This is a genomic window from Micromonospora sp. NPDC049047 (genome assembly GCF_040649135.1).
Taxonomy (GTDB): domain Bacteria; phylum Actinomycetota; class Actinomycetes; order Mycobacteriales; family Micromonosporaceae; genus Micromonospora.
The window spans coordinates 291,577-315,304 of the sequence record NZ_JBEZEY010000001.1; the positions used below are offsets into that span (position 1 = coordinate 291,577).

The 23,728-nt window shown below is 72.2% G+C and carries 25 protein-coding genes; 8 read left to right on the top strand and 17 right to left on the bottom strand.

Features of this window, described 5'->3' with window-relative positions; all coding sequences use genetic code 11:
* Positions 1–3 precede the first annotated feature (3 nt).
* A complete protein-coding gene (locus AB0B86_RS01215; RefSeq protein WP_357409452.1) occupies positions 4–1,113 on the bottom strand; it encodes a tetratricopeptide repeat protein in 1,110 nt (369 codons plus the stop codon).
* 149 nt (positions 1,114–1,262) lie between these two features.
* On the opposite strand from AB0B86_RS01215, the gene AB0B86_RS01220 reads away from it, so the two are divergent.
* Both AB0B86_RS01220 and AB0B86_RS01225 read left to right on the top strand, forming a co-directional pair.
* On the top strand, positions 1,263–2,081 hold the full coding sequence (locus AB0B86_RS01220) for a hypothetical protein (RefSeq protein ID WP_357409454.1): 819 nt from the start codon (positions 1,263–1,265) through the stop codon (positions 2,079–2,081).
* A gap of 91 nt (positions 2,082–2,172) precedes the next feature.
* Entirely contained in the window at positions 2,173–2,994 is an 822-nt protein-coding gene (locus AB0B86_RS01225; protein ID WP_357409456.1) for an RNA methyltransferase, read from the top strand.
* 13 nt (positions 2,995–3,007) lie between these two features.
* On the opposite strand, the gene AB0B86_RS01230 is transcribed toward AB0B86_RS01225, so the two are convergent.
* The 4 genes from AB0B86_RS01230 to AB0B86_RS01245 form a co-directional block, all read right to left on the bottom strand.
* A complete protein-coding gene (locus AB0B86_RS01230) occupies positions 3,008–3,544 on the bottom strand; it encodes an alpha/beta hydrolase (protein WP_357409458.1) in 537 nt (178 codons plus the stop codon).
* Positions 3,545–3,630: 86 nt separating this feature from the next.
* Positions 3,631–4,005: a hypothetical protein gene (locus tag AB0B86_RS01235; protein ID WP_357414792.1), complete on the bottom strand. Its 375-nt coding sequence runs from the start codon at positions 4,003–4,005 to the stop codon at positions 3,631–3,633.
* A gap of 337 nt (positions 4,006–4,342) precedes the next feature.
* Positions 4,343–4,681, bottom strand: a complete 339-nt coding sequence (locus AB0B86_RS01240) for a PadR family transcriptional regulator (protein ID WP_357409462.1) — start codon at positions 4,679–4,681, stop codon at positions 4,343–4,345.
* A gap of 68 nt (positions 4,682–4,749) precedes the next feature.
* Positions 4,750–6,306: an NAD(P)/FAD-dependent oxidoreductase gene (locus AB0B86_RS01245; protein ID WP_357409607.1), complete on the bottom strand. Its 1,557-nt coding sequence runs from the start codon at positions 6,304–6,306 to the stop codon at positions 4,750–4,752.
* A 176-nt stretch (positions 6,307–6,482) separates the two neighbouring features.
* On the opposite strand from AB0B86_RS01245, the gene AB0B86_RS01250 reads away from it, so the two are divergent.
* The 4 genes from AB0B86_RS01250 to AB0B86_RS01265 all read left to right on the top strand — a co-directional run bounded on the left by AB0B86_RS01250 (position 6,483) and on the right by AB0B86_RS01265 (position 9,303).
* Positions 6,483–7,709: a hypothetical protein gene (locus AB0B86_RS01250; protein WP_357409464.1), complete on the top strand. Its 1,227-nt coding sequence runs from the start codon at positions 6,483–6,485 to the stop codon at positions 7,707–7,709.
* Positions 7,710–7,742: 33 nt separating this feature from the next.
* Positions 7,743–8,183: a hypothetical protein gene (locus AB0B86_RS01255; protein WP_357409466.1), complete on the top strand. Its 441-nt coding sequence runs from the start codon at positions 7,743–7,745 to the stop codon at positions 8,181–8,183.
* 93 nt (positions 8,184–8,276) lie between these two features.
* Positions 8,277–8,849: a GNAT family protein gene (locus tag AB0B86_RS01260; RefSeq protein ID WP_357409468.1), complete on the top strand. Its 573-nt coding sequence runs from the start codon at positions 8,277–8,279 to the stop codon at positions 8,847–8,849.
* Between the two features lie 40 nt (positions 8,850–8,889).
* On the top strand, positions 8,890–9,303 hold the full coding sequence (locus AB0B86_RS01265) for a type II toxin-antitoxin system Phd/YefM family antitoxin (RefSeq protein WP_357409470.1): 414 nt from the start codon (positions 8,890–8,892) through the stop codon (positions 9,301–9,303).
* A gap of 102 nt (positions 9,304–9,405) precedes the next feature.
* On the opposite strand, the gene AB0B86_RS01270 is transcribed toward AB0B86_RS01265, so the two are convergent.
* The 7 genes from AB0B86_RS01270 to AB0B86_RS01300 form a co-directional block, all read right to left on the bottom strand.
* A complete protein-coding gene (locus AB0B86_RS01270; protein ID WP_357409472.1) occupies positions 9,406–10,473 on the bottom strand; it encodes an ABC transporter ATP-binding protein in 1,068 nt (355 codons plus the stop codon).
* Entirely contained in the window at positions 10,470–11,285 is an 816-nt protein-coding gene (locus AB0B86_RS01275; RefSeq protein WP_357414795.1) for an ABC transporter permease, read from the bottom strand. The genes AB0B86_RS01270 and AB0B86_RS01275 overlap by 4 nt, the downstream gene beginning before the upstream one ends.
* Positions 11,282–12,070: a molybdate ABC transporter substrate-binding protein gene (modA, locus tag AB0B86_RS01280; RefSeq protein ID WP_357414797.1), complete on the bottom strand. Its 789-nt coding sequence runs from the start codon at positions 12,068–12,070 to the stop codon at positions 11,282–11,284. The genes AB0B86_RS01275 and modA overlap by 4 nt, the downstream gene beginning before the upstream one ends.
* Entirely contained in the window at positions 12,070–12,489 is a 420-nt protein-coding gene (locus AB0B86_RS01285) for a TOBE domain-containing protein (RefSeq protein ID WP_357414798.1), read from the bottom strand. Before AB0B86_RS01285 ends, modA begins: the two co-directional genes overlap by 1 nt.
* Before the next feature lie 287 nt (positions 12,490–12,776).
* Complete coding sequence (locus tag AB0B86_RS01290) at positions 12,777–13,169, bottom strand: SCO5389 family protein (RefSeq protein WP_357409480.1); 393 nt, start codon at positions 13,167–13,169, stop codon at positions 12,777–12,779.
* 139 nt (positions 13,170–13,308) lie between these two features.
* A complete protein-coding gene (smpB, locus tag AB0B86_RS01295; RefSeq protein ID WP_355028660.1) occupies positions 13,309–13,800 on the bottom strand; it encodes an SsrA-binding protein SmpB in 492 nt (163 codons plus the stop codon).
* A gap of 25 nt (positions 13,801–13,825) precedes the next feature.
* Entirely contained in the window at positions 13,826–16,081 is a 2,256-nt protein-coding gene (locus AB0B86_RS01300; RefSeq protein WP_357409483.1) for a hypothetical protein, read from the bottom strand.
* Positions 16,082–16,232: 151 nt separating this feature from the next.
* Here AB0B86_RS01300 and AB0B86_RS01305 point away from each other — a divergent pair, with 151 nt between their 5' ends.
* Together AB0B86_RS01305 and AB0B86_RS01310 are read left to right on the top strand one after the other, a co-directional pair.
* The gene (locus AB0B86_RS01305) at positions 16,233–17,891 is read left to right on the top strand and encodes an FAD-dependent oxidoreductase (protein ID WP_357409485.1); all 1,659 of its coding nucleotides are present in this window, start codon (positions 16,233–16,235) and stop codon (positions 17,889–17,891) included.
* An 87-nt stretch (positions 17,892–17,978) separates the two neighbouring features.
* Positions 17,979–19,436 carry an ATP-binding protein gene (locus tag AB0B86_RS01310; protein ID WP_357409487.1) on the top strand — a complete coding sequence of 486 codons (1,458 nt, stop codon included), beginning with the start codon at positions 17,979–17,981 and terminating at the stop codon, positions 19,434–19,436.
* 106 nt (positions 19,437–19,542) lie between these two features.
* Here AB0B86_RS01310 and AB0B86_RS01315 read toward each other — a convergent pair whose 3' ends face one another.
* From AB0B86_RS01315 to AB0B86_RS01335, 5 genes are all read right to left on the bottom strand, one after another.
* The gene (locus AB0B86_RS01315; protein ID WP_357414800.1) at positions 19,543–21,114 is read right to left on the bottom strand and encodes a nucleotidyl transferase AbiEii/AbiGii toxin family protein; all 1,572 of its coding nucleotides are present in this window, start codon (positions 21,112–21,114) and stop codon (positions 19,543–19,545) included.
* A gap of 42 nt (positions 21,115–21,156) precedes the next feature.
* Positions 21,157–21,966, bottom strand: coding sequence for an SAM-dependent methyltransferase (locus tag AB0B86_RS01320; protein ID WP_357414802.1), 810 nt, complete (start codon positions 21,964–21,966; stop codon positions 21,157–21,159).
* Between the two features lie 168 nt (positions 21,967–22,134).
* Entirely contained in the window at positions 22,135–22,644 is a 510-nt protein-coding gene (locus AB0B86_RS01325) for an NUDIX domain-containing protein (RefSeq protein WP_357409493.1), read from the bottom strand.
* Between the two features lie 67 nt (positions 22,645–22,711).
* A complete protein-coding gene (locus AB0B86_RS01330; RefSeq protein ID WP_357414804.1) occupies positions 22,712–23,353 on the bottom strand; it encodes an SRPBCC family protein in 642 nt (213 codons plus the stop codon).
* Positions 23,353–23,718, bottom strand: a complete 366-nt coding sequence (locus AB0B86_RS01335) for a metalloregulator ArsR/SmtB family transcription factor (RefSeq protein ID WP_357414806.1) — start codon at positions 23,716–23,718, stop codon at positions 23,353–23,355. The genes AB0B86_RS01330 and AB0B86_RS01335 overlap by 1 nt, the downstream gene beginning before the upstream one ends.
* Positions 23,719–23,728 lie beyond the last annotated feature (10 nt).

Below are 23,728 nucleotides of genomic sequence, written 5' to 3' on the forward strand. Positions count from 1 at the left end.
GGGTCAGCGGGTGAGCCGGACCAGTTCCCGGGCCTTCTCCGTGTGCGGATGGGTCGGGCCGTGCACGCGTTCGCACCCGGCCAGCGCGGCCCGCGCCTCCTGGCCCGCCCGCCGGTCACCCGCCTCGACCAGCAGCATCGCGAAGAGAGTCCGCATCTCCAGGGTCGCCGGATGGTCCGCGCCCCGGCCCCGTTCGCTGTCCGGCAGGGTGTCGGCGAGCAACCGGATCGCCTCGGCCCGCCGGCCCACTCCGGCCAGCGCTCTGGCCAGCGAGTGCCGGGCGTGCAGGCGTACGCCATCGGTGTTGCCGAGCACGCGCCCGGCGTCGTCCGCGAGCGTTCGGGCCTCGTCGACCGCCTCGGCCGCCCGATCGGCGTCGAGCAGGACGACAAGCAGGTTGCTGCGGGCCTGGAGCGTCACCTGGTTGGTGGGGCCCAGCGTCCTGGTCAGCCGCCGGACCACGTCGCGCAGGGCCCGCTCGGCCTGCTTGCTGCGCCCCTGCAGGTGGTGGAGTCCGGCCAGCTTCATCTGGCAGGACAGGGTGTCCGGGTCGTCCCTGCCCAACGTCCGCACCATGCCGTCGGCGACCTGCCGCAGCAGCGGCTCGGCCTCGTCGAACCGACCCAGCTCGATGAGCACCCAGCCGAGGTTGTTTCCGCTGCGCAACGTCTCGGCGTCCCCGTCGCCGAGCACCCGGCGCCGCGCCTGGTAGACGTCTCGTTGCACCCGCTCCGCGTCGGCGTGCGAGCCGCGCTGCCAGAGCGCGAAGGCCAGGCTGTGCTTGTTGCGCAGGGTGTCCGGATGTGTCGGCCCCAGTGCGGAGCTGCGCAACCCGACGATCTCCTGGTAGACGGTCACGGCTTCGTCGATGTCGTTGGTGCGCATCAACTCCTGTGCGTAACGCGACCCCGCCTCCAACGTCCGGGCGTCTGTCGCGCCGTACTGGTCGTGATAGGCGTGGTACTGCAGCCCGAAGGCCGTCGGACCACCGATGGTCTCGGTAACCGAACGGCCGTCCTGGGTGACGGTTATCTCGATGACCGGCCCGGACGACGTCGATTCGCGGGGTGGCGCGTCGTCGCGTCTACGGCTGCGGTTGAACCATCTGCCCACCGCACGCACCTCCCGCAGTGTCGACGACCGTCCGACCCGTCCCCGATGGCAGGCTACGGGTCGACGTCACACCATATCGCTCCCGCTCGATTCCGTCTCGGTGGCGACCCGTGCGCCCGGGCGGCGGCCGGGCAGTCAGGAGGCCGACAGTGCACGTCAGCCTGGCCACCAGCGCCGGCCGGACCGACCGGGGCAACGAGGACTTCGTCGGTGCGGTGCCCGGCGCTGTCGTCCTGCTGGACGGCGCCGGCATCCCGGGAGCGGAGTCGCTCTGCCGGCACGGGGTCGCCTGGTACACCCACCGCCTCGGCGGCGCGCTGCTCGGCCTGCTGTCGGCCGGCGACGGACGGGACCTCGCGGCCGCCCTCGCCACCGCCATCGACGAGGTCGCCGCCGCACACCGGCACACCTGCGACATCGTGGATCCCCGTAGCCCGCAGGCGACAGTCGTACTGGCCCGCGCCCACCGGGGCCGGCTGGACTATCTGCTCCTCGCGGACTCCTACCTCGTCCTCGACCAGACCGACGGCGGCCCGCAGGTGATCACCGACGAGCGTGAGGTGGTCGCCCGGCGCGACTGTTCCGTGCCGCTGAGCGGTGTCGCCCGGGGGACACCGGAGTACGACAGCGTCCGCGCCTCCTGCGCCACGGCGCTGCGCGCCCGCCGGAACCGGCCGGGCGGCTACTGGATCGCCAAGGACGACCCCCGGGCGGCGTGGGAGGCGGTGACCGGCAGCCGGCGCCTCGCCGACCTGAACGGCATCGCGCTGCTCAGCAACGGCGCCAGCCGCCTCGTCGACCCGTACCGCCGGACCGACTGGCAAGGTGTGCTGGACCTGCTCGCCGCCGACGGCCCGGCCGGCCTCATCCGTCGCGTCCGGCAGGCCGAAGCCGAAGCCGGCGGCGGCCCCGATGGTCAGGCACCGGACGACGCCACTGTGGCGTACTGCCCGCACCTGTCGGGCTGAGGACCCTCCATCAGCAGGCTCGCGGGACCAGGAACCACCCACCCCAGTACGCTCGGTAGGTTCTGGTGCGCCAGACGCGACGGAGGCGGGGTTGGTGGCGGTTCTACGGGTGACAACTCGCAATGCGCGGTTCCAACAGTGGGAGGCGCTGTTGGGCAACCGCACCAAGCGTCAGCGCAGCGGCGAGTTCCTCGTTCAGGGCGTCCGACCCATCACGCTGGCGATCCAACTCGGGTGGCAGGTCCGCCAGCTCCTCTACAACGCGGACGCGCACCTGTCCGCCTGGGCGCGCGAGACCCTCGACGCGGCCGGTGCGACAGTGGTCGCCGTCGCCGGCGAGCTGATGGTCGAGCTGGGCGGCAAGGCGGACACCGCCCCGGAGTTGCTCGCCGTCGTGGCGTTGCCCGATGACGACCTCGGTCGCATCCCGGCCGGTCCGGACCTGCTCGCCGTCGTGTTCGACAGGCCCACCAGTCCCGGCAACATCGGGACGCTGGTCCGCTCGGCGGACGCCTTCGGCGCCGGTGGCGTCATCGTCACCGGCCACGCCGCCGACGTCTACGACCCCAGGTCGGTCCGGGCCAGCACGGGCTCGCTCTTCTCCGTCCCCGCGGTGCGGGTGCCCTCGCACCGGGCGGTGCTCGACTGGGTCGAGGCGATCCGCGCCGACGGCGTCGACGTGCAGGTGGTGGGGACCGACGAGAGTGGTGCGGTGGAGGCGGCGGAGTACGACTTCACCAGGCCGACCCTGCTGGTGGTCGGCAACGAGACGGCCGGGCTGAGTTCGGCGTGGCGCGACGCCTGCGACCACCTGATCCGGATCCCCATGGTGGGCATGGCCAGCTCCCTGAACGCCGCCACGGCCGGATCGGTCGTCCTGTACGAGTCGGCCCGCCAGCGGGCCCACAAATGACGGCTTCCGCGCGTCAGGGGATGAGCCGGTCGAGCAGTTCGAAACGCTCGTACGGCTGGTCGTAGTCGCCGAAGTGCCCGTCGTCGCGCACGATCTGGGTGCCGCCGAGTCGCTCGAACATGGCGCGCCCCTGGCGGTCGTCGCAGCCGTACGGGTCCTTTGTCGAGTTGATGAAGTAGATGTCGCGCACGTGGGACCGGATCGCGGCCCAGTCGTAGCTCTGCTGCAGGACCGGTTCCTCGCTGGTGTTGGGCGGGGTGCAGTAGCCGGCGACCAGGATCGCCTGGGCGACTGTCGCGTCGATGTGCTCAAGGAGCGCCAGCAGGAGCGCCGCGCCGCCGGAGTGGCCCACCAGGACGGTGTCCTCGTCGAAGCGGTGCCCGTCGAGCACCTTCGGCAGGAAGGTGGCGATCGGCTCGACGTTGATGCCCGGGTGGTGCGGCACCTCGACCGCGTACCCCCGGGCCTCCAGTCGCCTGGCCAGCCAGCGGTACCAGACGACGTCCGGGTTGCCGCCGGTCCCGTGGAAGATGATCGCCCTGCGCCCCACAGTGCCCCCTTCGGATCGACGTCCAGATCCAACCACGTGATCCGCCCGAGCGCCTCCGGCGCCCCGCGAGGCGAGAACCCGAGCAGTCAGGGAATCAGGACGATCAGCACAACCGCGAGCAGCAACGTGGCCGGCAGCAGCCAGCGGACGACCGCGAGCAGCATGGGTGGGGTGGTGAAGGGCTCCGCACCGGTGCGTGGGTCGATGATCCGATCAGCGAAGATGCGATCCGAGGCGATCGGCCACCATGCGGCGGCCAGCAGAAACAGGCCTGCGGTCAGTAGTGTCACCGCCGAGACATGGGCGATCGGCGTGGACCACAGCACCACCGGGGCCGCCGGCACCATGGGTACGACCGCCATGAGAATCGCCCGGGCCCGGCCACGGCGGAACAGCGCCGGACGGAACACGACTGCCAGGACGAGCGGGAACACGGCGGTGCCGACAGCGACACCCGCCACCTGCCCGAGGTCACCTCGGCCGGCCCGCTGTGCACCAGCCCGTCTACCCCGTCGAGAAGCGCGAAGACTCCGGTCAGTGTCGCGAACGCCTGAGCGGTGGGCAGCAGAATCTTGCGTACCGCATCCCCCGGGCGTCGGCCCGGGGCGTGTACGTCTGTCAGTGACTGGGCGTAGGTGATGGGGTCGCCGAATTCTTCGGTGGGCGTCTGGCCGCTGTCGGCGCAGTAGGCGTCCACCTCGGCCAGCACCTCACCGATGCGGTTGCCGGGCACCTCCCGCAGCCGCAGTTCGGTGATGAGGGTGTCGCGCCACGGGTCCATCACCTGACGAGCATGAATCATGGCGTCTCCTGGGAGGTCGTGAGCGTGCGCTTGGTCGCGTCCACGAACCGGTCCCAGTCCCGGGAGCGGTTCGCCAGGTCACGGTGACCTGCTGGGGTGAGAGCGAAGTACTTGCGGCCCGGGCCCGCAGCCCCGGTCTGCCACGTCGAACGCACGAGCCCGTCCATCTCCAGCCGAGCGAGCAGCGGATAGAGAGTCCCGCCCTTGACGGTGCCGAGCCCGGCATCGTCCAGTCGTTGAGCGATGGCGTAGCCGTACTCCGGTCCGTCGGCCAGCACGCCGAGCACGCAGAGAGTGAGTGCCCCTCTGAGCCATTCGGCGGGCCACTGAGTCACGCATAGATAGTATGGCAATCTAGATTGCCACACAACCTATCGTGGGTGGCGCGCTCCAGGAGCCGGTGTCAGCCCAGCGGCACCTGCGCCGGCCGCTCGGCGGTCCCGGCGGCACGCACACCCTCGGGAGTGGCGATCGGGGTGGCGACGATCCGGCTGGGCAGCACCGGCGCGTCCCGGCCCGTGCCGCGCCGGTCGCCGCCGGAGGACTGCTCGTGGTAGTCCTGCTCGACGTTGACCGTCCAGACGTCATGCGTAGTGCCGGTGGCGATGTTCTCGGCGGTGAGCATCGCGGTGAGCATCGAGTGGTCCTGGTTGTTGTAGCGGTGCATGCCGTTGCGCCCCACCGGGTGCACGTTCGGCACCGCCTCGGCCAGCCACCCCCGGATCACGTCCACGTTGTGCTGGTAGCGCTCGTCGTACACCGGGTAGGCCTTCGGCATCCGCACGACGTAGCCGGCCTCCACCACGCCGGGCCGCGCCAACCCCAGCCGCTCCAGCTCCGCGGTGGCCAGGGTCACGAGGTCGGCATCCGGGGTACGCCACATCTCGTCGTCCTCGAACACGAAGTACTCCAGGCCCAGGCAGGTGCGGCCGTCCTTGACCAGGTACGGCGACCAGGAGCCGAAGTTCTGGATCCGGCCCACCCGCACCCCCGGATCGTGTACGTAGATCCAGTTGTCCGGGAACGAGAACTCCGCCGGCACCACCAGCGCGACCGTCAGGAAGTCGCGGTAGCGCAGGTCGGCGGCGCAGGCCAGCACCTCCGGCGGCGCCGGCGGGTGAAGCGCGGACACCAGCTCCGAGATCGGCATCGACGAGATCACGTGGTCGGCCGCCTCGGTGCGTTGCCCGCCAGTGCCGTTCACCGTCACGCTTATCGCTCGCCGGCGTGCCGGGTCGCGGTGCACGGCGGTGACCCAGCTGCCTGTGGAGATGTGCCCGCCACGGTGGCGCACCTGCTCCGCGCAGCGCTCCCACATCATCCCCGGCCCGTACTTCGGGTACTGGAACTGCTCGATCAGGCTTGTCACGTCAGTGCGGTACCGCTTGGGCAGCAGCGCGTTGCGGATCGCCGTGGCCAGTGACAGGTTCTTGATCCGCTGCGCGGCCCAGTCCGCCTGCAACCGGTCCGCCGGCATCCCCCAGACCTTCTCGGTGTACGTCTTGAAGAAGATCGAGTACAGCCGCCAGCCGAACCGGGCCGACACCCAGCCCTCGAAGTGCGACTGGTCCCGGGGCGGCCGGAGCCGGGCGTGGGCGTACGAGCCGAGGCAGCGGGCCGCCTCCGACAGCCCCAGGTTGCGCAGGGCGTTGCCGGCGCTGAGCGGGTAGTTGAACAGGGCGCCCCGGTAGAAGATCCGGCTCATCCGGGGCCGGGTCAGGAAGTCCTCGTCGGGCAGGATCTCGTGCCAGAACGCCTCCACCCGGGGCACCTTCGTGAAGAACCGGTGCCCGCCGATGTCGAACCGCCACCCGTCGCGTTCCACGGTCCGGCTGATCCCGCCGACCACCTCGTCGGCCTCGAAGACCCGCACCGTCCGGCCGTGCCGGAGCAGTTCGTACGCCGCCGTGAGCCCTGCCGGTCCCGCGCCGATGACCACCGTGCCGTGCTGCTCGCCCATGCCGCCGCACTCCCTGTCCTGCGTCATCGTCGGAGGCGCCGCGCCTACCCGTTCTGCGCCGAATGTCACTCCCGGTCAACGATCGTTTCCGCTCCGGAGTGGCGTCTGGCGGCGTACAACGGGTTGGCCCACACTCCTGTGCGGCGGGTGGACCGGCGAACCGGGGGGCGGGGCGGATGCACCGGTGGCGGAGCGGCGCGGCGACGCTGGCCGTCCGAGTGGCCGCGGCAGGCCGGGTCGGAGCGCGGCTGGCCCGCCGGGTGCCGCCGCCCTGGCCGTACGTGATCGGCCTGTTCCTCGGCGCGAAGCTGCTGCTCACCCTGCTCGGGCTCCTGGTCCTGCACTCGTGGGACGGCGTGCCCGGGGCGCCGCCGCCGGACGAGGCGCTGATGTGGGCGCAGCAGCGCGACATCTCCGGGCACCGGTGGATCTCCTTCTGGTTCGCCTGGGACGGGCTGCTCTACCTGCGGCTGAGCGAGCTGCCCCTGACCGGGCCGTGGCGGGACTTCGGCTTTCCGCTGCTCTACCCGTTCCTGGCCCGGCCGGTCGGCGCGCTGCTCGGCGGCGACAACGCGTTGGCCCTGCTGTTGATCAGCAACGTCGCGTTCCTGCTGGCGCTCTGGTACGGCTACCGGCTGGCCGAGGTGCTGCTCGGCGACCCGCCCGCGGCCCGCCGGTTCACCAGGTACCTGGTGTTGCTGCCGACCGCGTTCCTGTTCCAGGCGGCGCTGACCGAGTCGCTCTTCGTCTGTCTCGCGTTGGCCGCGTTCTACCACGCCGAGCGACGCCAATGGCTGCTGGTCGGTGTGCTGGGCTACTTCCTGGCGATGAGCCGATCGGTCGGCCTGCTCGTCGCGCTGCCGCTGGCCCTGGTCCTGCTGCGCCAGCACGACTGGCGGCTCGGCCCCCGCGCCCTGCTCGGCCACCTACGCACCGGCTGGCCGTTGCTGCTGCTGCCCGCCGGCTGGTTCACCTTCATGGCGTTCTGCCGCTGGCGCGGCGGGGACTGGTTCGCCTACCAGCACGCCCAGCAGACCGGATGGGGCATCGAGGTGCAGAACCCGTTGCCGGTGCTGCTGAACGGGCTGGCCGGGGAGCCCCGCGACGCCGCCCGGGTCCTCTTCGCCGTGGCCGTGTTGGCAGTCCTGGTCGCCGGGTTCCGCCGCCGGGAACTGGCCTACCTGGTGTACGGCGTACTCATGGTGCTGGTGCCGCTGTCGATGGGCCCGGCGGTGTACCGGAGCCTGCTGCGGTACCTGCTCGCCGCGTTCCCGGTGGCCCTGGTGTTGGCCCGGTGGGCCCGCCACGGCGGCATCGACGTGTGGCTGACCGCGAGCCTCGCCGTGGTGCAGGGTGCGTTGTTCGTGCTCTGGCTCACCTACTGGACCCACATGATCATCTGATTGGGCTGGCCGTCGACCGGGCAGAAGGTGGGGGTGAGCGAGCCGCTGGTGCGCCTCGACGACCTCGGGGCCTGGTTGATCAAGGGCAACGCCGACCTGGTCGACCTGACCACCCGGTTCGCCCGGGACCCGCAGGTGACACGTTGGTGCGTACGCCCCGGCTACCGGGCGCGGCTGATGGGCGCCGGACAACCTGTCGTCTTCTGGGCCAGCGGCAGTCGCACGCGACTGCCCTACGGGTTGTGGGGGATCGGTCGGGTCACCGGGCCGGCCGAGCCAGGCCCGCCGGGGCAGCCCTGGTCGGTGCCGCTGGACCTGCCCATCCTCGCCGAACGGGACCGGGTGCCCCGGCGGCGACTCCGCGCTGACGAGCGGCTCGCCGCCCTGGAGGTGTTCCGTCAACCGCAGGCGGGCAACCCGTCGTACCTGACAGTGGCGCAGTTCGCGGCACTGCGTACCCACCTGCCCGGCTGAGCGCGCGGACAGCCGGGGCCCGGCGGGGACCACGGCGACGAGCCTGTGCGAGGCTGCTCCCCGTCCCTGGCGCCCTACCCGAGTGGAGGTCCGGTGTTCGCCCTGCCGCTGACCGAGGGGGTCGAGCTGCGCCCGCTGAACCCGTGGCGGGCCGAGGAGTTCCTCGCCCACCTGGACCGGGCCCGGGAGCACATCCAGCCCTGGGTGTCGCCGTCGTTCGTCGCCACCGACCTGCCGTCGGCCCGCGCGGTCTTGCAGCGGTACGCCGACCGGTGGGCCAGCGACACCGGCGGCATCTGGGGGCTGTGGTGGCACGGCACGCTCGTCGGCGGCGTCATGTTCGTGTCGTTCGACGTCGTGCTCGGCATCTGCGAGGTCGGCTGCTGGCTGGAGCCGGCGGCACAGGGACGGGGCATTGTCGCCCCGGCGATCCGCCGGATCGTCGACTGGGCGGTCCGCGAGCGCGGCATCAAGCGGGTCGAGTGGCGGACCAATGCCGCAAACGCCCGCAGCATCGCCCTGGCCCGCCGCCTCGGCCTGCGCCACGACGGCACCCTGCGCCAGCTCTACCCGAGCCCGCGCGGACGCATCGACCTGGAGGTCTGGTCGGTCCTCGCCGACGAGTGGCTGGCCCAGCCCGCCACCTCGCAGCCGACAGTCCACTGACGACGGCGCTTTTGTCGTACCCCGGCGGCACCATCCATCCATGGCCGTCCCCGCGCTCACCCCCCGTCCCGACCCGCCGCGTTCCGTGCCGCTGCGTGAGGCGCGCACCCGGTTCGGTCAGCTCGTCGCGCTCGCCGAGCTGACCGACGCGGTCACCGTCGTCACCCGCGACGGTGATCCCCGCCCGGTCGCCGCGATCGTTCCCGCCGTGGCCGCCCGCAGCGGCGCCCAGGCCCGCGCCGACGCCGACCGGCTCGCCACTGTCACCGCTGGCTGGGCGCGCCGGCTCGACGAGCAGCACCGCCGCAGCACCCAACGGCACGCCGCCGAGCTGGCCGCGATCCGCACCGCGCTGGCCGAGGCGTGGGCCGAGCTGGATCGCCGGGTCGTCCCGGGCAGCGACCCCACGCTGGCCCGACTGCGCGCGGCACACCACGACCTGCTCGCCGGCTGACCGCATCCACGGGCCGCTCGTCCGCCGACCGCGTCGGGCCGGCTCACCGCGTGCGCGCCGGCTGTGCCGCCCGCGCGGGCCGGCGGGTCCGTGGCCCGGCGGTCACCCGACCGCCGGGTACGCGTGCGTGTCGGTCGCCTTGACCGCCGCCCAGACCCGTTGCCCGGGGATCAGCCGCAGTTGGGCGGCGGCGGCCGGCGTGACGTCGGCGGCCACCCCGATCGGGCCGTCCAGTTGCACCCGCAGGTTGTCGCCGTGCCGCTGGACGCCGGCCACCGTGCCCGCCCAGGTGTTGCGCGGGCTGCCCTCCGGCCGGGACGGGTGCAGGGCCACCGCCGCCGGGCGGAACGCCACGAACGCCTCGCCGTCCAACCGGTCGGCGACGGTGAGGGTCAGCTCGGGCGCGACGCGTACCCCGTGCCCCTCGGCGGAGCCCCGGTAGAGGTTCAGCCCGACCAGGCGGGCCACGTAGTCGGTGCGCGGACGAGCGGTGACACTCGGCCCGTCGCCCTCCTGCACCACCCGGCCACCCTCGACGATGACCAGCCGGTCGGCCAACGCCAGGGCGTCCAGCGGGTCGTGGGTGACAAGCACCGTCGCGCCGGGGTGCCCGGACAGGTGCCGGTGCAGCTCCGCGCGGGTGTCCAGCCGGGTGCGGGCGTCCAGCGCGGCGAGCGGCTCGTCAAGCAGCAACAGTGCCGGCGACACGGCCAGCGCGCGGGCCAGCGCCACCCGCTGGGCCTGACCGCCGGAGAGCTGCCGGGGGCGGCGGTGCGCGTGCGCGGCGAGCCCCACCCGGCCCAGCCAGTCCCGGGCGGTGGCGCGGGCGGCCCGCCGGTCCACCCCGTGCCGGCGCGGCCCGAAGGCCACGTTGTCCAGGGCGCTGAGGTGCGGAAAGAGCAGATAGTCCTGGAAGACCACACCGATCGGTCGGCGTTCGGTGGGCACCCAGCCCCGCTCCGCCGGCCGGTCCAGGTCGACGCCGTCGAGCGTGACGTGCCCCGCCGTGAGGGACTGCAGCCCGGCCAGTGCGCGCAACGCGGTGGTCTTGCCGGCACCGTTCGGCCCGAGCAGCGCGACCACCTCGCCGGGTGCCACCCGCAGCGGGACGTCCAGTCGGAAGGCACCCCGGTCGACGACGAGCCGGGCGTCGAGCAGCGCGGACCTCATGCGCTCGTCATCCAGCGCTCCCGCAGGGCCACCAGAATGCCCACCGACACGACGAGCAGCACCAGGCTGAGCACGATCGCGGACTCCAGGTCGGTCTCCAGGGCCAGGTAGACGGCGAGCGGCATGGTCTGGGTGCGACCGGGATAGTTGCCGGCGAAGGTGATTGTCGCCCCGAACTCGCCAAGTGCCCGCGCCCAGCAGAGCACCGCCCCGGCGGCCAGCCCGGGGGCCACGAGCGGCAACGTGACGTGGGTGAAGGTGGTCCACCGCCCGGCGCCGAGCGTGGCGGCGGCCTCCTCGTAACGGTGGTCCGCGGCGCGCAGCGCCCCCTCCACGGCGATGACCAGGAACGGCATGGCGACGAACGACTCGGCCACCACGACGCCAGTGGTGGTGAAGGGCAGGGTGACGCCGAACGTGGCGTCCAGCCAACCGCCGAGCAGCCCTCGTCGCCCGAAGACGAGCAACAGCGCCACCCCGCCGACCACCGGGGGCAGCACCAGTGGCACGGTGACCAACGCGCGGACCAGTCGGCGGCCGGGGAACTCGACCCGGGCCAGCACCCAGGCCAGCGGCACCCCGAGCAGCAGGCAGAGCACTGTGGCCAGGGTCGCGGTCTGCACCGACAGTCGCAGCGCGGTGAGCGCCCCCGGCGCGGTGAGCCGCTGCGGCAGGGTCGCCCAGGGTGCCCGGACGACCAGACCGACGAGTGGCAGGACGAGGAAGAGCAGCCCCAGCCCGGCGGGGATCACCAGCGCCACCGGCACCCGCCCGCGCCGTCGCGAGGTGGCGTGTTCGAGGACGGCGCTCATGGCGCCTGGAAACCCGCCTCGGCGAGGATGGCCCGCGCCGGCGTCGAGGTGACGTACGCGACGAAAGCCCGCGCGCCGTCCGGATTGGGCGCGTCCCGCAACGCCACGATCGGGTAGTCGTTGATCGCCCGCGCCGACTCGGGAAACTCGACGCCTGTCACGTCGGCGCTCGCGGCCCGCGCGTCGGTGCGGTAGACCAGGGCGGCGTCGACCTCGCCGAGCTTCACCTTGGCGAGCGCGCCCTTGACGTCCTGCTCCAGGGTGACCGGGGTCAGCGTGACGCCGGCCGCGTCCAGGGCGGTGCGGGCGGCCGCCCCGCAGGGAACCTGGTTGGCGCAGAGCGCCACCTTCACGCCGGGCCGGCTCAGGTCGGCCAGCCCGGTCACAGCTGCCGGGTTGCCCCGGGGCACCGCGATCACCAACTGGTTGCGGGCGAAGACGCTCGGTGCGCCGTCGGCGGCGCCGGCCTTGGTGACAGTTGTCATGTTCGTCGGGGAGGCCGAGGCGAACACGTCCGCCGGGGCACCCTGGTTGATCTGGTTGGCCAGCGCGGAGCTGCCGGCGAAGTTGAGGGTCACGGTGCTGCCCGGGTGCGCGGCCTCGAAGTCCTTGCCGATGCGGGTGAACGACTCGGTGAGCGAGGCGGCTGCGAAGACCGTCACCGTGCCGGTGACCCGACCGTCGTCGGCCCCACCGGACGACTGGTCACCGCCAGCCCCGCAGCCGGCGACAGCCACCGCCGCCACGAGTGCGGCAACCGCCGTGCGCACCGCCCGCGCGCTCATCAGGTCGCCCGTCCCCGGGCCGGACCGGGCGCGGCCCGCTCCACCACCACGGTCGTCGACTTGATCACCGCGACGGCCACCGACCCGACCCGCAGATCCAACTCGTCGACCGCCTCCCGGCTCATCAGCGACACGACCCGGAACGGGCCGGCCTGGATGTCGACCTGGGCCATGACGGCGTCCTTGCGGACTTCGACAACGATGCCGCGCAGCCGGTTACGGGCTGAGGAGAGCTCGGCGCCCGCGTCCGGGTCGGCGGCCTGGGCGCGGGCGAAAGCCGCCAGGTCGACGCCGTCGATGATCCGATGACCGTGCTCGTCGCGCCCGGCGGCGAGTCGCCCGGCGTCCACCCAGCGGCGGATGGTGTCGGCGCTGACGCCGAGCAGGTCGGCGGCCTCTCCGATCCGGTACGTCGTCACCGGCCCACCCTAACGCCCGCACCTGCGAGCCCAAAAGGCCCATTCGGGCCGCATCCACCCACGTCGACAGGACGTCGATGCCGGCAGTTGCGGCCATCGACCCCGGTCACGGCGCAAGATCGTGCTCGATCCAGGAAGTAGTGGCATCGGGATGTCGGTGAGGCCACTACTTCCCGGATCGAGCGTGACCATCCGAGGCGAGCCCCGCGCCCAGCCGAGCGCGGGGCGCAGGGCGCGAGGGCGCGGGGCGGGCGGGCCGTGGCGGCTCCGCCCGCCCCGACGACCGCTCAGCAGTTGCGGAGTTCGGGGGACTGGTTGAGCAGTTGGCCACGAGTCGACACGAAGCGGCGGTAGCGCTCCCCGTCGACAGCCGACGGGCGGAACGCGGCGACGCGGTGGCAGTTCTGGAAGGCCAGGCGTACGCCGAAGTGCCGTTCCAGGCCGGCGCGGATCGCGTCGCTCGCCAGCGCGCGCAGCAACTGTCCCCGATCGGCGTCGGTGGGCGGCGCGACGACGTTGTCGGCCAGGTCGGCGTCGCCGGCCGCCAGTTCGGCCACCACCCGGCTGACGGTGGCCCAGGCGTACGGGAGTGAGTCGCGGACGCAGGCGATGAAGGCCTCGTCGTCGACGGGGCCGCGTTCGGCGGCGTCGAGCAGGGCGGGCGGGACGGTGAGTGACATGGTTCTCCTCCGCTTCAGCTAATGATTACCGTTTTCATTAACGGCGTCGACCGAGCAGACCACGTCATCGGACGGACGTCAACGATCAGCGGGCGTGGCGCGCCACGACCCGCCCGGGGAATTTGGGAATGACAGCAGGTCAGGGTCGGCGGGGATGGCCCTTGAGGTGCCGACCCAGCTCGCGGGCGATCTCCCGGTTGGCGTCCCGCTCGGCAAGCGTCTGCCGCTTGTCGTAGGAGCGCTTGCCCTTGGCCAGGGCCAACTCGACCTTGGCGTAGCCGTTCTCGAAGTACATCGACAGCGGGACCAGAGTCACCCCGCCCTCGCGGACCTTGTCCAGGATCCGGTCGATCTCGGCCCGGTGCAGCAGCAGCTTGCGGTTGCGACGCGGGGCGTGGTTGGTCCACGTGCCGTAGGCGTACTCGGCGATGTGCAGGCCGTACAGCACGATCTCACCGTCGCGTTCGTGCGCGAACGCGTCCACCAGCGAGGCCCGCCCCTCGCGCAGCGACTTCACCTCGGTGCCGACCAGCACGATGCCCGCCTCGTACGTCCGCAGCACCGTGTACTCGTGGCGGGCCTTCTTGTTCGACGCGATCAACCGGCGTTCGGGCTGCTTGGACGGGCTCACCCCGCGACGATATCCGGCCGCCGCCTCAGCCGGCCCGCCCGGCTCCGTCGGCCGCGGGTCGCCCTCGGCGCAGCTGCCCGGTCAACTCCCGTACCGCCGCCGCGAACTCGTCCTGCGACTCACACGGCCAGTGTCCCAGGATCGGTGGGGGGACGCTGTCGCTGGGCGCCGGCACCACATCCTCCGGGTCGACAAGTCGGCGGTCCACCATCGCCGCCGGCCCGGTGAGCGTTTCGGCCTTTCCGGGCCGGTGGGCGGCGAAGATCCAACCGCCGATCGGGTCGGTGTCGCGCCACAGGTTGATCCAGCGCCAGCCGACCCGCTCGCCGATCTCGCGCAGCGCCGGCTCGTCGGCGTAGGCCGGGAACAGCCGCGAGTACAACCGACCCAGAGGCGAGCCGTAGGTCAGCAGGGCGACCCGGTCGGTGATCCGGGTGGGCAGTTGCAGCACCGTGGCGGCGAGCAGCACCGAGCCGTGGCTGTGCCCGGCCAGCAGCACGCCCTGCCCCTGTTCCACCAGGTAGGAGATCCGCTTGGCCAACTCCGGCACGGCCCGCTCGGCGTAGCAGGGCGGCGCGAACGGGTGCGCCGCCCGGGGCCAGAACGTGCCCAGGTCCCAGAGCACACCCACGTACCTGCGGAACTGCGCGGTCCGGTACGCGAAGATGCCTCCCACCACCAGGCCGAGCAGGATCGCGGCGATCGCGTAGCTGCCCGACCCGATCAGGAAGTTGACCATGCTCTCGGGCACTCCGACGTAGCGCTGCGCCAGTTCGCCAGGCGGGAGCTGGAGCAGACCGAGCACGCTTGTCGACAGGCCGAGCGCCGCCAGCCCGGCGTACACCACGGAGAGCGGTTCCAACCGCTCGGTGAACCGGGCGCGGGCGATCGCCTGTTCGACCCGGCGCAGCCGGTCCGCCGCCGACGGGGGCGCGAGCGGGAAGTCGGCGGCCACGATCGCCCGCGCGGCCCGCCGCCGCCCGCGCCGGGTCAGCCTGGTCATCACCGCCGCCACCAGCAGGGCGCTCAGCACCGCCAGAAAGAACCCGAAGATCGCCCACTTGTACGCCAGGGGCGGGCTGGTCTCCAGGCCGTCCGCGGTCGTCCCCTCGCGATCGAGCAGGTCCGCCACCCGGTAGACCAGCTCGGCGGAGAACGCCACGGCGAGGCCGGCGGCGATCGTGACGAAGACCGGCGCACCCAACGCGCGCAGCGGCGCCCCGTGCTGCCCGCCGCCCCGCCGCCGGAGCACCAGCGCGGCCAGGGCGGTGATCAGCATCATCTGGCTGACGAACAGCCAGGCCACGATCGCCCCGTAGCCGGGCAGCGCGACGCCGTGTGGCCACGGGGCCGGGCTGATGACGATGTGCACGATCACCAGCATCGTCACACCGCAGGCGATCGTGCGCAGCCCGCGGAAGAGGGCGTCCACCCGGGGTGCCGGGTCGGTGCGGTCGATGCTCGGCACCACGGTGAGCAGGACCAGGCAGGCCAGCAGCAGCCCGCCGGTGGCCGCCAGCAGGATCACCATCACCCAGGAGCGGTGCTGGCTGGCCCGGGCGGCCAGCAGGCTGCCGTCAAGGGTGGCGAACGCCGCCGCGACGTGGACCGAGCGCAACCGACCCACCAGCGGCTCGCCGTCCCACTGGCCGACCGCGCTGAGCTGGTGTTTCGAGGTCGGGGTCGACGGGCTCCGGAACGCGTCGAACGAGTGGCCCGGTCGGGCGCCCAACCACCAGACCAGCCCGATGGCGGCGACCGGCACCAACGACAGCACACCCAGGCGCAGCCCCGGCGGGCGTTCACCGAGCCAGGACAGCCAACTCCGCCCGGCCAGGCACGACGGGGTGTCCATGCAGCGCCAGGCGACCAGGTCCAACGCCGCCCCGACGATGGAGAGCACATAGAGCATGGTGAGGGTGAGGGCGAGCACCCGGCACAGCGCCATGAAGCCGAGCTTCGAAGCGGGGCTCGCCGGGCGCATCCACAGCGCCACGTTGCAGAGCATGAACGGCAACAGGAACACCAGCGACAGCGTCCGCACGGCCGTGCCGGAGGGCAGGTCGCTCCACCGGTACGCCTCGAGCGTCACCCCGTCCGTCCCGGTCGAGTCCGGGTAACCGGGGCGCGGTCGGTAGAACCCGCCACTGCGGTCCCCGGCGACCTGGTGCACGTACGGCCGGCCCAGCACCTGGTCCGCCCCCGCGCCGGAGACGCCGTGCACCCGCAGCTCCACCATCCCGCCCGACGTGGTCGGTCCGGTCGGCGACACGTCCGCCATGGGCCCCCCGAGGTGTGCGCGGCAGCCGGCGCGTCGTCGACGTGCGACCACCCACGCGGCTCCCCGGCTTACCCATCCCGTACCCGGTCAACCGTCCCGGCGCGGCCGGGCCGTGGTGCGCACGACAGACGACAGGTGGTTTCATGGCGCCATGGCGAATCCGGTGATCCTGACCGTCGACGACGACCCCGTGGTGTCCCGTGCGGTGGCCCGGGACATCCGCCGCCGCTACGGCGACCGCTACCGGGTGCTGCGGGCCTCCTCCGGCCCGGAGGCGCTTGACGCGCTGCGGGAGGTCAAGCTGCGCGGCGAACAGGTGGCGTTGCTCCTGGCCGACCACCGGATGCCGGAGATGACCGGGGTGGAGTTCCTGGAAGCGGCGATGGACATCTTCCCGGCCGCCCGCCGGGTGCTGCTCACCGCCTACGCGGACACCGACGCCGCGATCGAGGCGATAAACGTGGTGGACCTGGACCACTACCTGCTCAAGCCCTGGCATCCGCCGGAGGAGAAGCTGTACCCGGTGGTCGACGGGCTGTTGGAGGCGTGGTCGGTCACCCCGGACGCGGCCAGCGCCGAGATCCGGGTCGTCGGGCACCGCTGGTCGGCGCCGTCGTTCAAGGTTCGTGACTTCCTGGCGCGCAACCTGGTGCCGTACCGGTGGATGCTCTCCGACGACCCGGAGGGCGCCCGCCTGCTCGACGCGGCCGGGGCCACCGAGGCGGACGTGCCGCTTGTGGTGACGGCCGACGGGAAGGCGTTGGTCGCCCCCAGTGAGGCCGAGTTGGCCGCGCTGGCCGGGTTGACTGTGGTGCCGGCGTCGGACTTCTACGACCTGGTGGTGATCGGTGGCGGCCCGGCCGGCCTCGGTTCGGCGGTGTACGGCGCGTCGGAGGGGCTGCGCACCGTGCTCGTCGAGCGGCGGGCGACCGGCGGGCAGGCCGGGCAGAGCAGCCGGATCGAGAACTACCTGGGCTTTCCCGACGGCGTCTCGGGCGCGCAGTTGACCGATCGGGCCCGGCGGCAGGCTGTCAAGTTCGGTGCCGAGCTGCTCAGCGCCCGGGAGGTGGTCGGTCTGAGTGAGGCCGGCGGCGCCCGGCTGCTGCGCTTCGGCGACGGCTCCGAGATCGCGGCGCACACCGTGGTGCTGGCGACCGGGGTGTCGTACCGGGTGCTCGACGCCCCCGGGCTTGCCGACTTCACCGGTCGGGGGGTGTTCTACGGTGCCGCGGCCACGGAGGCGCCGAGCTGCGTCGAGCAGGACGTCTACATCGTCGGCGGGGCCAACTCCGCCGGGCAGGCGGCGGTGCACTTCTCCCGGTACGCGTCGCGGGTGCACCTGCTGATCCGGGGCGCGGACCTGACCGCCTCGATGTCGCGGTACCTGATCGACCAGTTGGAGCGGATCGACTCGATCACCGTGCACCCGCACACCGCCGTTGTCGGCGCGGCCGGGGAGGGTCACCTGCAACAGTTGACCCTCTGCGACACCCGTACCGGGGAGGCCCGTTCGGTCGACACCTCGTGGCTGTTCATCTTCATCGGTGCGGAGCCGCGTACCGACTGGTTGGACGGGGTGCTGGTCCGCGATCAGCGTGGCTTCATCGTCACCGGCCCGGACCTGCTGGCGGGTGGGCGCCGGCCCGCCGGTTGGTCCCTGTCCCGCGATCCGTACCACCTGGAGACAAGCGTGCCGGGGGTGTTCGCCGCCGGCGACGTGCGGGCCGAGTCGGTCAAGCGGGTCGCCTCGGCCGTCGGCGAGGGCGCGATGGCAGTGTCGCTTGTACACCGCTACCTGGAGGCCCAATGAGCTGGCAGTCGCGAACGAAGGAGATCCGGTGAGCGTGAGGAGTGAGCCGGGTTTGCGAGCCCCGCAGTCGCGAACGAAGGAGTTCCTGTGACCACCGCGTCTGATCGGCTGACACCCGCGCAGTTGCGTACCCTGTTTCTGTTCGAGGCGCTCGACGACGGGCAGCTCGACTGGCTGGCGGAGCGTGGCCGCGTCGAGCAGCGGGCCGGCGGCACCCTCGTGTACGGCGAGGGCGAGCCCGCGACCTGTTTCTTCGTGCTGGTGCGCGGTGCGGTGGCGCTGAGCCGGCAGGTGCGCGGCGACGATGTCGAGGTCAGCCGGACCGACCAGCGCGGCGTGTACGGCGGTGCGGTCCAGGCGTACCTGGGTGACCAGGTCGACCAGGTCTACCGCAACAGCCTGCGGGCGGTGACCGACGCGGACTTCTTCGTGCTGCCGGCGGAGGACTTCGCGCACGCCCTGCGGTCCTGGTTCCCGATGCCGATGCACCTGTTGGAGGGGCTGTTCTTCGGCATGCGGGACTCGCAGACGATCGTCGGCGAACGGGAGCGGCTGCTGGCGCTCGGTTCACTGTCGGCGGGGTTGACCCACGAGTTGAACAACCCGGCCGCGGCGGCGGTGCGCGCCACCTCGGTGTTGCGCGACCGGGTCGCCGGGATGCGGCACAAGCTCGCCATGATCGCCGATGGTCGGCTCGACGGCACCGCCCTGCACGGCCTCGTCGCGTTGCAGGAGGAGGCGGTGGCCCGGGTGGCCAACGCGCCGACGCTGACCCCGGTGGCCACCGCCGACGCCGAGGACACCCTCACCGACTGGCTGGAGGAGCACGGGGTTGACGGTGCCTGGGACCTGGCGCCGATCCTGGTGGGTGGCGGTCTGGACGCGGCCTGGTTGGCGCGGGTGAAGGCCGCTGTGGGTGCCGCGGATCTGGAGGCGGCGGTGCGCTGGCTCACCTACACCGTCGACACCGAGCTGCTGATGCGCGAGATCGGCGATTCGGTCACCCGGATCTCGGGCCTGGTCGGCGCGGCCAAGCAGTACTCGCAGCTGGACCGCGCGCCGCACCGGGTGGTGGACGTGCACGACCTGCTCGACGCCACGCTGGTGATGTTCAAGGGCAAGATCCCCGCCGAGGTCAAGCTGGTCCGCGAGTACGACCGCGGCCTCCCGCCGGTCCCGGCGTACGCGGCCGAGCTGAACCAGGTGTGGACGAACCTGATCGACAACGCGTTGGGCGCGATGGGCGAGAAGGGGGTGCTGACCGTCCACACCGGACGGATTGGCGACCTGCTGGCGGTGGAGGTCACCGACACCGGCCCGGGTATCCCGCCCGAGGTGCGTCCGCGCATCTTCGAGCCGTTCTTCACCACCAAGCCGGTGGGCGCGGGCACCGGCCTGGGGTTGGACATCTCGTACCGGATCGTGGTGCACAAGCACCACGGCGACATCCGGGTGGAGACCGAGCCGGGTCGGACCACGTTCCGGGTGCTGCTGCCGATCACGGCGGGCGCGGCGGAGGTGCCCGGCGACGCGCCGGCCACCTAGTCACGACGAGCTGATGACGGGGGTCGACGAACGGAGTCCCGCCGACACCCGCTGACCGGGTCGCGCGGCGCTCAACCGAGGAGGCCGACGCGGACCGATGCGGCGACTATGCCCAGGCGCGGTCGAGGGCTATCGCCAGCCGCTGTATCCACTGCTCGACGGTGCCGCCGATACCCGGGTACTCGTCGGTGAAGTTGGCCCAGTCGACGTCCCAGGTCAGCACGGTCTCGGCGCCGAAGCTGGCGGCTTCGGTGGCGAGATCCGGTCGCATGAGCCGGCGGACCAGGCCGAGGTCGACGGTGGTGGTTTCGGCGAGGAGGACCGCGTCGTGGAGATCCTTGCCCTGCGGATAGGAGTCGGCGGCCAGCCACAGCAGCTTCCACGCCAGCGCCAGCGCGGCGGGTGCGGCGAGCATCGGCTCCGCGATACCCGGCAGCGTGACCGTCTCCGGTGGGAGAGGAAGCTCTTCGCCGAAGACGATGTCGATCTGTACGTGGCCGTCCGGCGCCCCGGCCACGCTGAACGGGACGACGAGGCGGCGGCCGACGGCTCGCTCGTACGTCCAGATGGCGGCCTCGCTGATCCGGTCCGGTCGCAAACCGGCATCCGGGACGGTCCGGATGACGGCCTTGACGGCGTCGAGTAGCGCACGGGCGTCGGCACTGTCGCTGGTGATCGTGTGCGGGATGACGACGAAGTCGAGGTCGCCCGGCTCACGGGCGCCGGCACCGACCTGGGCTGGCATGAGGACGCTGCCGCGCAGCATCAGATGGCGGCTCTCGGGGATCGCCGCGATGCCCGCCAGGACCTGGTGCATCGCGGCGCGCCGGGCGGTGGTCCACCGCTCACCGGTGGCGGCCACGAGGAAGTCGGGCTCACCGGCCCGGTACGCGTTCGAATACTGCCTCAGTGCCGGGTCGAACGCCGCCCGCTGGCGGACGGGCACGTCTCCGGGCAGTGGCCGGTAGGTCGGCGGGAAACCCGACGAGCCCTCCGGCGCGGACCTCATCAGGTTCTCGCGTTTCGCCGCCCACTCGTTCACGCGGCTTTCGGGCACCTTCAGCCAGCGTTCGTCGTGTGCCGGGTTGCCGTCGAACACGACGTACTCCTGCTCGACGGCAACGGGCTGATGGCCGGCGGCGGTCAGGGTCGCGACGAGGTCGTCCAGGCGTTGCGTGGCGGTGTCGAGCCCGACGCCGTGGCAGCGCTGGTTGACGAACCGCTCCTGCACACCATCAGCGCGTTCCCGGCGGGCGTTGCGGGACAGCCGCGCCCCGTGCGGCTCGACCAGATCGGTGATCGCCAACACCTGTGCCACAGCGGGGCCGGTCAGCAGCAGTTTGAGGTGATGCTCGAAGTACCTGCCCTCCGGCTCCGTCGCCGCCTGCTCGTCCGACTGCGGCACACCGACGGACCACGGCGCCGCCTCGATCTTCGTGCGGCGCACGTGCATGCCCGCGGCCCGCACCTCGCGTTCCCAGCGCAGCGCCGCGGCCCGCTGCTCGTCCAGCGTGCCTCGCCCGGTCACTGTGAGCATCGGCTGGGAGGCGAACGTGCCCCGGTCGAGCACGATGTGCACGAACTTCATCCCGTGCCGGGCCGCGAAGGCGGACAGCGCCTCCGCCTCGCGATCTTCGACCGTGATGTGGATTTCGAAGTCCCCCGACACCGCAAGCATCGGCGAAGTCTATGCCGTGCGAACCGGCCGGGGGGCCCCGCGTCAGCGCACGCGGGCGACCCCGCAGTAGCCATCCACGGCGGTCGCGGGCCGGCTGTCGGTCCGCCAGTGCCCCAGCGGCACGACACCCGGCTCGACGAGGTCGAGGCCGTCGAAGAACGCCGTGAAGTCCGCCACCTCGCGCAGGTGGTACGGCAGCGCACCGCTTTCGTTGTACTGCCGGTGCGACTCGATGACCCGCTCGCTGGTGGCTGTGCCGTCGGACATCGCCAGAAAGCTGCCCGACGGCAGGGACGAGACCAGAGCGTCGACGATGGCCTGCGCCTCGGCCGGCTTCTCGACGTGACCCATGACGCCCAGCATCATCAGCGCGATCGGCTCACCGAAGTCCAGTGTCTCGCGGGCACCCTGGACGATCTTGTCCCGGTCGCGCAGGTCGGCGTCGACATACTGGGTGGCACCCTCCTCGCTGCTGGTGAGCAACACCCGGGCGTGCGCGAGCACCATCGGGTCGTTGTCGACGTAGACGACGCGCGCCTGCGGCGTGATCCGTTGGGCGACCTCGTGGGTGTTGTCGGCGGTGGGTAGGCCGGTGCCGATGTCGAGGAACTGGCGAATCCCCGCCTCCGCGGCGAGATAGGTCACCGCTCGTCCGAGAAACGCGCGCGAATGCCGTGCCGCCTCGACGATTTCCGGGAAGACCGCCCGTACCTGTTGGCCGACCTCGCGATCCGGGGCGAAGTTGTCCTTACCGCCGAGCCAGTAGTTCCACACCCGTGCCGAGTGCGGCACCGTCGTGTCCAGTCTGGCGGCCGAACCTCCCACCGGCTGCTCAGTTTGGTCCTGCGACATGTCCGTCTCCCCTTACCAGCCATACGACGTCGAGGCCGTAGCCTAGCGGCGCGGCGGCACCCGCATGGTCCTGCGGATCGACCAAACCCTTGTCCCTGCTGCCTGATGGCGGCAAAGGCCATGGTCGGAGGCCGTCGGGCCACCCGCCGCGATCGGCGACCGGTGCCGTCAGGAGGCGGCTGTCAGGAACTCGGCAAGGACCCGCGTGTGGGTGGAGAACGCCAACTCGACCGGGTCGGTGAGCACCAGCCACTCGGTCGCCTCCTCCGTCGGCGTCGACGCTGGCAGGTCCTCGGCGTGCTGCTCGGGCAGCACCCCGAAGATCATCATGGTCCCGCCGGCAGGGGCGCCGTGCACCGCGAACAGCCGGGCATCCTCGGCCGCCGCTACCAGGCCGGTCTCCTCCCGCAGCTCACGGACGAGCGCGTCGGACCACTCCTCGCCGTACTCGATGAAGCCGCCGGGCAGCGCGAGCAGGCCGCGGGCCGGCTCGATGTCCCGGCGGACCACCACCACGCCCAGGCCCCCGGCGGTGCGGACCGGCAGCACCGCGACCGCCACGGGCACCGGGTTGCGCCAGACGGTCTCCCCGCAGGCCACGCAGACCCGGGGCCAGCCGGCGGCCGGCGGGTAGGCGGCGCCACAGGAGGAGCAGTGCGAGTGCGGCGTGCCGGTCATGTCGCAGCACGCTACTCCGCGCACTCTCCGGACTGCCGGGCCGTCGCTCGGGCCGTGCGGGCCGCGCTCAGGCCTCTGGGGTGCCGGTGTAGAAGGCGGTGGTACGGGCGGCGGCGGCGTTCGCCTCGTCGGGGTCGGTGCCGGCGGCGATGCTCGCCGCACCCCACAGGCGGCTGCTCAGCTCGATGGCCCGTCGGCCCTCGGCGGAGGCGGTCCACTCGGCGCCCTGTTCCGGGGTGATTCCGCTGCCGTCGCCGGCCAGGTGCGAGGCGAGACCGAGCAGGCCCAGATCCCAGCCGACGCCGACCGCGCCCGGCCCGAACTGGGCCCACCGGTCCTGGTCGACGTGCGCGATGTGGTCCAGGTCGAGGCGGGCCCGCTCGTCGTCGACGGCGGTGACGCGCACCTCGATCCAGCTCACCTCGCCGCCCATTTCCCAGGTGGCGGTGAAGCGGTGCGGCGGCTCGCAGCTCTCGATGATGCCGTGGGCGTTGCCCTGGAGTTGGTACTTGCCGTGCAGCCGCAGGTCGCCGGAGATCGGCAGGAACCAGCGGGGGATGCGCTCGGCGTTGGTGCAGGCGTCCCAGAGATCCTCGACCGTCGCCTGGTAGGTCTGGCTGATCGTGCTGACCCGGGCCTCACCGGCTGCCAGGGTACGGCTGCCGACGGTGCGCTGCACGGCGTTGATCTGCTCGGTGGCGTCGAACATCAGGGGGTCCTCTCGTCGGGTGGGTTGGTTGGCTCGCGCAGTCGACGTTCGCGTCGGCCTCGGGCCAGCTCGGTGGCGAGTGCCGTCAGGGGTGGGGTCCAGAATCGGCGGAAGTGCTCCAGCCAGCCGTCGACTTCGCGCAGCGGTCGTGGGTCGACCGCGTACAGCCGCCGGGCGCCCTCCGGCCGCACGGTGGCGAAACCGTTGTCCCGCAACACCTTGAGGTGCTGGGACACCGCGGGCTGGGAGATGCCGAACTCGTCGCGGATCAGCGCGCTCACCGCACCGGCGGTCTGCTCGCCGGTGGCGAGCAGCTCCAGGATGCGGCGCCGGACCGGATCGCCCAGCACGTCGAAGGCGTGCACGACACCTTTA

Excerpts from the sequence above, each read along its gene's own strand:
- AB0B86_RS01320 (WP_357414802.1), bottom strand. The coding sequence starts at position 21,966 with ATGTCGCAGGACCAAACTGAGCAGCCGGTGGGAGGTTCGGCCGCCAGA.
- AB0B86_RS01305 (WP_357409485.1), top strand. The coding sequence starts at position 16,233 with ATGGCGAATCCGGTGATCCTGACCGTCGACGACGACCCCGTGGTGTCC.
- AB0B86_RS01300 (WP_357409483.1), bottom strand. The coding sequence starts at position 16,081 with ATGGCGGACGTGTCGCCGACCGGACCGACCACGTCGGGCGGGATGGTG.
- AB0B86_RS01265 (WP_357409470.1), top strand. The coding sequence starts at position 8,890 with ATGGCCGTCCCCGCGCTCACCCCCCGTCCCGACCCGCCGCGTTCCGTG.
- AB0B86_RS01330 (WP_357414804.1), bottom strand. The coding sequence starts at position 23,353 with ATGTTCGACGCCACCGAGCAGATCAACGCCGTGCAGCGCACCGTCGGC.
- AB0B86_RS01315 (WP_357414800.1), bottom strand. The coding sequence starts at position 21,114 with ATGCTTGCGGTGTCGGGGGACTTCGAAATCCACATCACGGTCGAAGAT.
- AB0B86_RS01275 (WP_357414795.1), bottom strand. The coding sequence starts at position 11,285 with ATGAGCGCCGTCCTCGAACACGCCACCTCGCGACGGCGCGGGCGGGTG.
- AB0B86_RS01250 (WP_357409464.1), top strand. The coding sequence starts at position 6,483 with ATGCACCGGTGGCGGAGCGGCGCGGCGACGCTGGCCGTCCGAGTGGCC.
- AB0B86_RS01290 (WP_357409480.1), bottom strand. The coding sequence starts at position 13,169 with ATGTCACTCACCGTCCCGCCCGCCCTGCTCGACGCCGCCGAACGCGGC.
- AB0B86_RS01245 (WP_357409607.1), bottom strand. The coding sequence starts at position 6,306 with ATGGGCGAGCAGCACGGCACGGTGGTCATCGGCGCGGGACCGGCAGGG.
- modA (WP_357414797.1), bottom strand. The coding sequence starts at position 12,070 with ATGAGCGCGCGGGCGGTGCGCACGGCGGTTGCCGCACTCGTGGCGGCG.
- AB0B86_RS01270 (WP_357409472.1), bottom strand. The coding sequence starts at position 10,473 with ATGAGGTCCGCGCTGCTCGACGCCCGGCTCGTCGTCGACCGGGGTGCC.
- AB0B86_RS01325 (WP_357409493.1), bottom strand. The coding sequence starts at position 22,644 with ATGACCGGCACGCCGCACTCGCACTGCTCCTCCTGTGGCGCCGCCTAC.